The organism is Pseudomaricurvus sp. (genome assembly GCF_965662505.1).
Lineage (GTDB): Bacteria > Pseudomonadota > Gammaproteobacteria > Pseudomonadales > Cellvibrionaceae > Pseudomaricurvus.
On the sequence record NZ_CBFIHX010000150.1, the window covers coordinates 1 to 6,745 of the forward strand.

The 6,745-nt window shown below is 51.4% G+C and carries 6 protein-coding genes, 1 other RNA gene and 1 pseudogene; 1 reads left to right on the forward strand and 7 read right to left on the reverse strand.

Translation table 11 applies throughout. The annotated features are described in order from the left end of the window. The 7 genes and pseudogenes from ACTG33_RS15220 to ACTG33_RS15250 form a co-directional block, all read right to left on the reverse strand. Positions 1 to 1,362 (reverse strand): annotated as a pseudogene (locus ACTG33_RS15220) (UDP-N-acetylmuramoyl-L-alanyl-D-glutamate--2,6-diaminopimelate ligase); the annotation flags it as partial. After that, positions 1,362 to 3,143: a peptidoglycan D,D-transpeptidase FtsI family protein gene (locus ACTG33_RS15225; RefSeq protein ID WP_439136077.1), complete on the reverse strand. Its 1,782-nt coding sequence runs from the start codon at positions 3,141 to 3,143 to the stop codon at positions 1,362 to 1,364. The gene ACTG33_RS15225 and the pseudogene ACTG33_RS15220, both read right to left, overlap by 1 nt. Beyond that, positions 3,140 to 3,454: a cell division protein FtsL gene (gene ftsL / locus ACTG33_RS15230; RefSeq protein ID WP_439136078.1), complete on the reverse strand. Its 315-nt coding sequence runs from the start codon at positions 3,452 to 3,454 to the stop codon at positions 3,140 to 3,142. The genes ACTG33_RS15225 and ftsL overlap by 4 nt, the downstream gene beginning before the upstream one ends. A gap of 26 nt (positions 3,455 to 3,480) precedes the next feature. Then, positions 3,481 to 4,425, reverse strand: a complete 945-nt coding sequence (rsmH, locus tag ACTG33_RS15235) for a 16S rRNA (cytosine(1402)-N(4))-methyltransferase RsmH (protein ID WP_439136079.1) — start codon at positions 4,423 to 4,425, stop codon at positions 3,481 to 3,483. Between the two features lie 23 nt (positions 4,426 to 4,448). Further along, on the reverse strand, positions 4,449 to 4,889 hold the full coding sequence (gene mraZ, locus ACTG33_RS15240) for a division/cell wall cluster transcriptional repressor MraZ (protein WP_439136080.1): 441 nt from the start codon (positions 4,887 to 4,889) through the stop codon (positions 4,449 to 4,451). Between the two features lie 390 nt (positions 4,890 to 5,279). Then, positions 5,280 to 5,652: RNase P RNA component class A (gene rnpB / locus ACTG33_RS15245), an RNA gene on the reverse strand. A gap of 193 nt (positions 5,653 to 5,845) precedes the next feature. Beyond that, positions 5,846 to 6,277, reverse strand: coding sequence for a DUF6524 family protein (locus ACTG33_RS15250; protein WP_439136081.1), 432 nt, complete (start codon positions 6,275 to 6,277; stop codon positions 5,846 to 5,848). Positions 6,278 to 6,481: 204 nt separating this feature from the next. On the opposite strand from ACTG33_RS15250, the gene ACTG33_RS15255 reads away from it, so the two are divergent. Beyond that, a partial coding sequence (locus tag ACTG33_RS15255) for an aminotransferase class III-fold pyridoxal phosphate-dependent enzyme (RefSeq protein WP_439136082.1) occupies positions 6,482 to 6,745 on the forward strand: 264 nt, incomplete at its 3' end.

Sequence of the window (6,745 nt, forward strand, 5' to 3'; positions counted from 1 at the left end):
ACTTATAGCGAACTGAATCGCAGCCTCACGATCTGTCATTCGATGAACACGTTCTGGATGATCAAAACCAACCATCACATCATCCAGAATACTGTCTGGGTTTTCAGTGCGGGGATTATCGCTGGTCAACACAATCTCATCCGCAATTTTTTCTGCGACAGCGGCCATCAAGGGGCGCTTGCCGGTATCGCGATCACCACCACAACCAAACACGCACCAAAGACGCTGCTTGCTGTGCTGACGAATGGCAGACAACACCGATTCAAGTGCGTCAGCGGTATGGGCAAAATCCACCAATACCGTCAGCTCAGCATCTTTACTGACCAATTCCAGACGCCCCGCCACTGGTTCCAAGTCTTGCAGCTTCGCAACCAATTTCCGAGCCGGAAGACCCAGAGCACATCCACTGGCGACGATTGCCAGCAGGTTTTGCAAATTAAACTCACCCCAAACGGACAGATTCACAGGAAACTGGCCTTCCGGAGTGCACAAGTTCGCAGTGACACCTTCCGGTGAATACTGAATAGCGTCAAAGCTAAAATCTGCCTCTTCACGTAAACCGTAGGTCAGCAACTGAGTGTTATCTGACAGTGCCTGCATAAACGTCCCGGCAAATACGTCGTCGACGTTAATAACGGCCGCGCGCAGGCTCTCGAATGCCATAAGCTGTGCTTTGCTGGCAACGTAGCTGGCCATATCACCGTGGTAATCCAGATGATCACGACCAATATTGGTGTAGACGGCAACGTCAAACTCGACTGCCGCAACCCGCCCCTGATCCTAACTATGAGAAGAAGCCTCCATCACCACGAATTTGGCGCCCTCATCACGCAACCCTGATAGCACTCGCTGAGCTGCTATGGCGTCAGGAGTAGTCAGACCGGTATTGATCATCGTGCTGCCAACCAGGCCATACCCAAGCGTGCCTACAGAGCCCGCCGGGGAGTCTTCGGTATTCAATAACTGTGCTAACCAATGGCTACAGGTGGTTTTTCCGTTTGTACCAGTGATGGCCACCATCGACATGTCCCGCGATGGATTGCCATACCAGCTACCCGCCAGCGAACTGAGCCGTTGACGTAAATTTGGTAAGGCAATATGGCAAACACCGTCAGCCAACGCCGATGAGGCTTCCGCATCCCCTTCCGACAAAACCAGAGCCGCACCATTCGTCAGCGCAGCATCAATAAATTTTGTTCCATTCAGCTCAGAGCCAGATAGCGCCACGAAGGTGTCTCCACGGCTTACTTGACGACTATCCAATACAAGCGGACCCACCGGATGATCTTCTAATGCTGACAACGACAAGTCGGGCAGCAATTGCCCGAGGGTTGGATAAGTCGTTCCGACGTGCTGGCTCATCACGATAAGGGCTCCCGATGGTTTTTCGGTTCACTAGCCACTTTCGCTTTCTCTTGATGATTCACTTCTGGCGGTACATGCATCAAACGTAGAGCCCCTTCCGCCACTTTGGAAAACACCGGAGCAGCGACTTCGCCACCGTGATATTTACCGGAAGACGGGTCTTCTATATTCACCACCACCACAATTCGAGGATTATCCGCTGGAGCCATACCCGCAAATACCGAACGGTAACGGTTGTAGACATATCCCTCTTTACCGACCTTGTGAACTGTTCCAGTCTTGCCGGCTGCCGGATACGCCTCAATTTGAGCTTTACGGGCGGTACCCGTTGAGCCCATTACGGTTTTCAGCATATCCACGACATCGTGAGAAATCTGAGAAGTCACGACTTGATCGCCCAACTCATCCGCACTCAGGTCACTCTTCTTGTCATCACTCAAACGCAACAGGCTAACCGGTTTTTTAACACCGTAATTCGCGACCACACCGTAGGCCTGGGCCAGCTGCAAAGCAGTCGCGCTCATACCATATCCGAACGCGAAGTTGGCACGTTCAATATCGCTCCAACGACTCCGGCTTGGCAGTACACCGACGCCTTCACCAGGAAAACCCACACCTGTTCCCTGACCGAAGCCCAACCGATAAAACATGTTGCGAACTACATCCGGCTCCAGATCCAGAGCCACCTTACTGATACCAACCTGACTGGATTTGGTAATGACTTTGGTGAGATCAATAACACCGTAGTTAACTGGGTCCAGCAGCGTCTTTTTACCCACACGGATATAACCTGGACTGGTATCAATCATGGTGTGCGGGTGGTAACGGCCGCTTTCCAGAGCTGCCAGTACGGTTAAAGGCTTCATTGTAGAGCCCGGTTCAAACTGATCGGTAATGGCCCGGTTCCTCAGCGCCGACACTTTAATACCTGTGCGGTCATTGGGGTTATACGAAGGCTGATTGACCATTGCCAATACTTCACCGGTCTTGACATCCAACATCACCAGACTGCCCGAAGATGCCTGATTTTCTGCCACTGCCTGCTTCAGCTCCCGATACGCCAGGTACTGTAAACGCAGATCAATACTCAGATGAATATCTTTACCCGCTTCAGGCGCTTTAAGTTGTCCATCATCTTTAATGACTCGGCCCTTGCGATCTTTCAATACGCGCTTGGAACCCGAGTGACCAGATAACCAATCGTTGTAGGCGAGTTCAATACCTTCCTGGCCGCGTTCATCGATATTGGTGAACCCAACCAGATGTGAAGTTACTTCGCCCGCAGGATAAAAGCGCTGATATTCGGTACGGCCATAAACACCCGACCAGCGGTTGGCAAGAATATTCTCAGCCTTTTGAGGCGGCATATTGCGCTTTAAATACACAAATTCTTTGTGCTGATAGCGCTCCAGCTTTTTACGCAAGCCAACTTCTGAAACATCCAGAGCTTCGGCCAAAGCCGCAACCTCAACAGCATCCGACTTGAGCTCTGAAGGATTCGCCCATAGCGACACCAAAGGAGTGCTCACCGCCAAAGGCTCACCTTTACGATCGGTAATCACACCGCGGTGCGCTGGAATCACTTCGGTACGCACAGTGCGGGCATCGCCCTGCCCCTGCAGGAACTCAAACCCCTTATCTTCACCCGGCACAACCTGCAGCAAAGCAACGTGCCACAGCAACGCCGCCATCAGCACAGCCAACAACAACACCGCCAGCGCAAAGCGCCAGCGGGCAATCGTCACTGTCTGAACGGTCTGGCGAGAGTTGCGACTCATTTAGTCACCACCACCAGTTTTTCGCCTCGGGGAATAATCATATTCAGCTTACTTTTAGCTTCCTTTTCAATACGGCTGTAGGCCGACCACGCGCTGTGCTCGAGCAGGTATTGCCCCCACTGAACATGCAACTGAGCCGCTTCGCGACGCATAACTTCCAATTCATTTAAACGAGTTCTGGATTCGTGAGTACTGCGAACCACGCCAAGTGCACTGGCCAACACCAAAACCCACAACAGCAACAACACAGACCACTGCTGCTTGCTGCTCAGAGCCTTGACGCTAACTTTGTCAGTTTTTAAAGCACTCACCACTGTTCACCGTCACCAGAAAATCGTTATTGTATTTTTTCTGCAACACGCATGATTGCACTTCGTGACCGCACATTTGCATTGACTTCATCGTCCTGCGCACGCACAGCTTTGCCTTTTGATTTCAGGCGTTTATTCAATTCGGAGTCCATAATGGGCAAACCCGCCGGCACATCCAGACCACGCTCCTGACGACGAATGAAACGTTTTACAATTCGGTCTTCCAGTGAGTGGAAACTGATTACAACCAGACGACCACCAGGCTTTAACACTTCCAGCGCCTGATCCAGCAAAGACTCCAGATCGCCCAGTTCGTTATTGATTTCGATACGAATCGCCTGAAACACACGAGTTGCCGGATTTTTGCCTTTCTCCCAAGCCGGATTGGCTTCGGCGACCACTTTGGACAAATCCAGAGTTCTCTCGAAAGGACGATCCACGCGGCGCTTAACAATGGCATTGGCAATACGCTTGGCAAAACGCTCTTCGCCATAGCTTTTGAACACCCGCACCATCTCTTCTTCGTCGGCGCCATTCACCCAGTCCGCTGCACTCTGACCGCGCGTCGTATCCATGCGCATATCCAGAGGACCATCATTGAGGAAACTGAATCCGCGCTCGGCAACATCCAACTGCGGAGACGACACCCCCAAATCCACCAACAAACCATCCAGTTTGCCTTCCAGATCACGCTGCGCCATAAACGACTGCAGCTCGGCAAACGAACCATGCTCAATTTCAAATCTGGGATCTTCTGCATGAAGCTGCTGACCGGCAGCGATTGCTACCGGGTCTTTATCAATGCCAATCAGCCGACCTTCAGTTGCCAGGCTTTTCAACAGCAAACGACTGTGGCCGCCTCGACCAAAGGTACCGTCGACGTACACGCCGGCTGGATCTGTCACCAGGGAATCTACCGCCTCTTGCAGCAGGACCGTGATGTGCTTATCACTCAGTTGCTCTTCGCTCATGCCAATTCTCAACAGTTAAGAAGTTATAAAGACAAGCTCTGCAGCTCGTCCGGCAGCGGTGCATCGTCGTGTTCATCCAGCAGAGCGTTCCAATCTTCTTCGCTCCACAATTCGGCCTTCTCATTCAGGCCTACCAGTACCAGTTTCTTATCCAGATTCGCGTAATCACGCAAAATGGACGGCAACAACACCCGGCCATTACCATCCAACTCCAATTCCGTTGCATTTCCCAATACCAGACGCTGCAAACGGCGCACTTGCTTATGACCGTTTGGCAGGGCGCTGATTTTCGCGCTCACTTCACGCCACTGGGGCTCGGGATAGATATTCAGACATTTTTCATAGGGGTTGGCGGTGATAACCACACGTCCGTTACAGGCAGCCGCCAGCAGATCGCGATACTTGCTCGGTATCGCCATCCGCCCTTTTGCATCCATATTGATGGACTGACTGCCTTGAAACACGCTGTTTCCCCAAGTTGGGATTGGTCCGGATTACCACTCACCGACACCAATCATCCACAAAAATACACTTTTAACCACTTTCTACCACACACTGCCACTATAAATCTGCACAGGGCAAAGTCAAGGAAATAGGATGGTAAAATCAGCAATAAAGAAGGGAATTTCGGGAAACTTGCAGCGATCATTCAAAACCGAAAAGTTTTAAAGACAAGGAAACTCAATAAAACCAAGACGATAGAAAGCAAACTTAAAGTAATACATTAAGTTTGAGACTATTTGCTTTGATTTGAATATGTCTCTTATGAAAAAGGGACATAAGATGGGGAGAACACCCCCTTCAGAAACCCTCGCCAACAGCGCCTAAAGCGCACTGCTCGCAAGGTCAGAATTTAAAGAAGTCGGTCTATAAGCCGGGTTCTGTCATCGACAGTCATTCATCTAGGGCTTGCGTCACCACAAGCCTCAAGCAACCTACCCGCCTTCAGTGCGGGTCGCACCGTAGAAGGCCTATTTGGTCTTGCTCCGAACGGGGTTTACCATGCCACAAACTGTTACCAGTTGCGCGGTGCGCTCTTACCGCACCCTTTCACCCTTACCTGTGCACCTCCTCCGAAGAGAAAGGCCATCGGCGGTTTGCTCTCTGCTGCACTTTCCGTAGGCTTTCGCCCCCCAGGCGTTACCTGGCGTTCTACCCTTTGGAGCCCGGACTTTCCTCTCCCTGCAGACACAAGGTCTGGCAGGCAGCGACTGTCTGACCGACTTCAGAAGAGAAGATTAGCGCCAGGATCAAGAAACTGCAAGTACCAACTACTCTAAGGCCTGCTGACACTAATTTAACGATCCTGCTGGAGACCCTTTTTGGGTCCAGCAAGGCCGGGAGGAGTGTGATGCAGCCATCTCCATAAGCAAATGACTACAACGCTGGGCGCAAAAATGGACCCAGCCAGCGCGCTCAATCAATCTTCCACGTCGTCGACATCAATCTGGCCACTCAGGCGTCTGCGAATATGAGACCAGGACATCCCCACTGCGAGAATAAAGGAAAGGATGATCAACACCACATACTCAAGGGCGTCTCTGGACTCCATGCTCAGCCATCCCCAATCGATCAACAGCCAGACAATACAGCCACACAGCGCAACCCCCAAGATGACGCCCAGCCAGTCCAGGGCCATGAAAGTGGCTCTCAGATAAACAACCCAGGCAATCAACAACACAACCCCGACGATTGCGACAATCGGACCAAAGGGCGTTTCAGAGCTCAAAGCCCAAGAGATATAGGAGTAACCACTGGGATTGTAGGTAGCAAATACCAGCACGAAAGCAAACAGCCATCGCAACATAAAGCTGCCAAAAGTAAAGGATGAAGCCATATCATTGTTTTCCATGTTAAATACTAGCGATGAATCTAGAGCACAAGAGGCAACCGGGCAAGTCAGAGTGATGTAAAAAATCGAGCCACCCAAGTTTAGAGCTAAACCCATTTCCCGACAGCTATGCCACACTGTTAGTTATATTCATCATCAACGGCCAGGCAACAGCCTTTGTTTACCGACCGTCCCGGCCCTTACTGATAATGCGGGAGATACTCTATGGCCCCTTCGCGCTCAACGTCTTACTGGCAGGAGCTTGATAAATCCCACCACCTGCACCCCTTTACCGACTTTCAGCAATACCGACAAACCGGCGGCAGGATCTTTGACAAAGCCGAACACATCTATATCTACGACTCCGATGGCAACGAGATTCTGGACGGCATGTCTGGCCTGTGGTGCTGCAACCTGGGTTACAGTCAGCCAGAGATCACTAACGCCATCAGCGAGCAACTGCAGAAGCTGCCCTTCTACAACAACTTT

Excerpts from the sequence above, each read along its gene's own strand:
- ACTG33_RS15250 (WP_439136081.1), bottom strand. The coding sequence starts at position 6,277 with ATGGAAAACAATGATATGGCTTCATCCTTTACTTTTGGCAGCTTTATG.
- ACTG33_RS15225 (WP_439136077.1), bottom strand. The coding sequence starts at position 3,143 with ATGAGTCGCAACTCTCGCCAGACCGTTCAGACAGTGACGATTGCCCGC.
- rsmH (WP_439136079.1), bottom strand. The coding sequence starts at position 4,425 with ATGAGCGAAGAGCAACTGAGTGATAAGCACATCACGGTCCTGCTGCAA.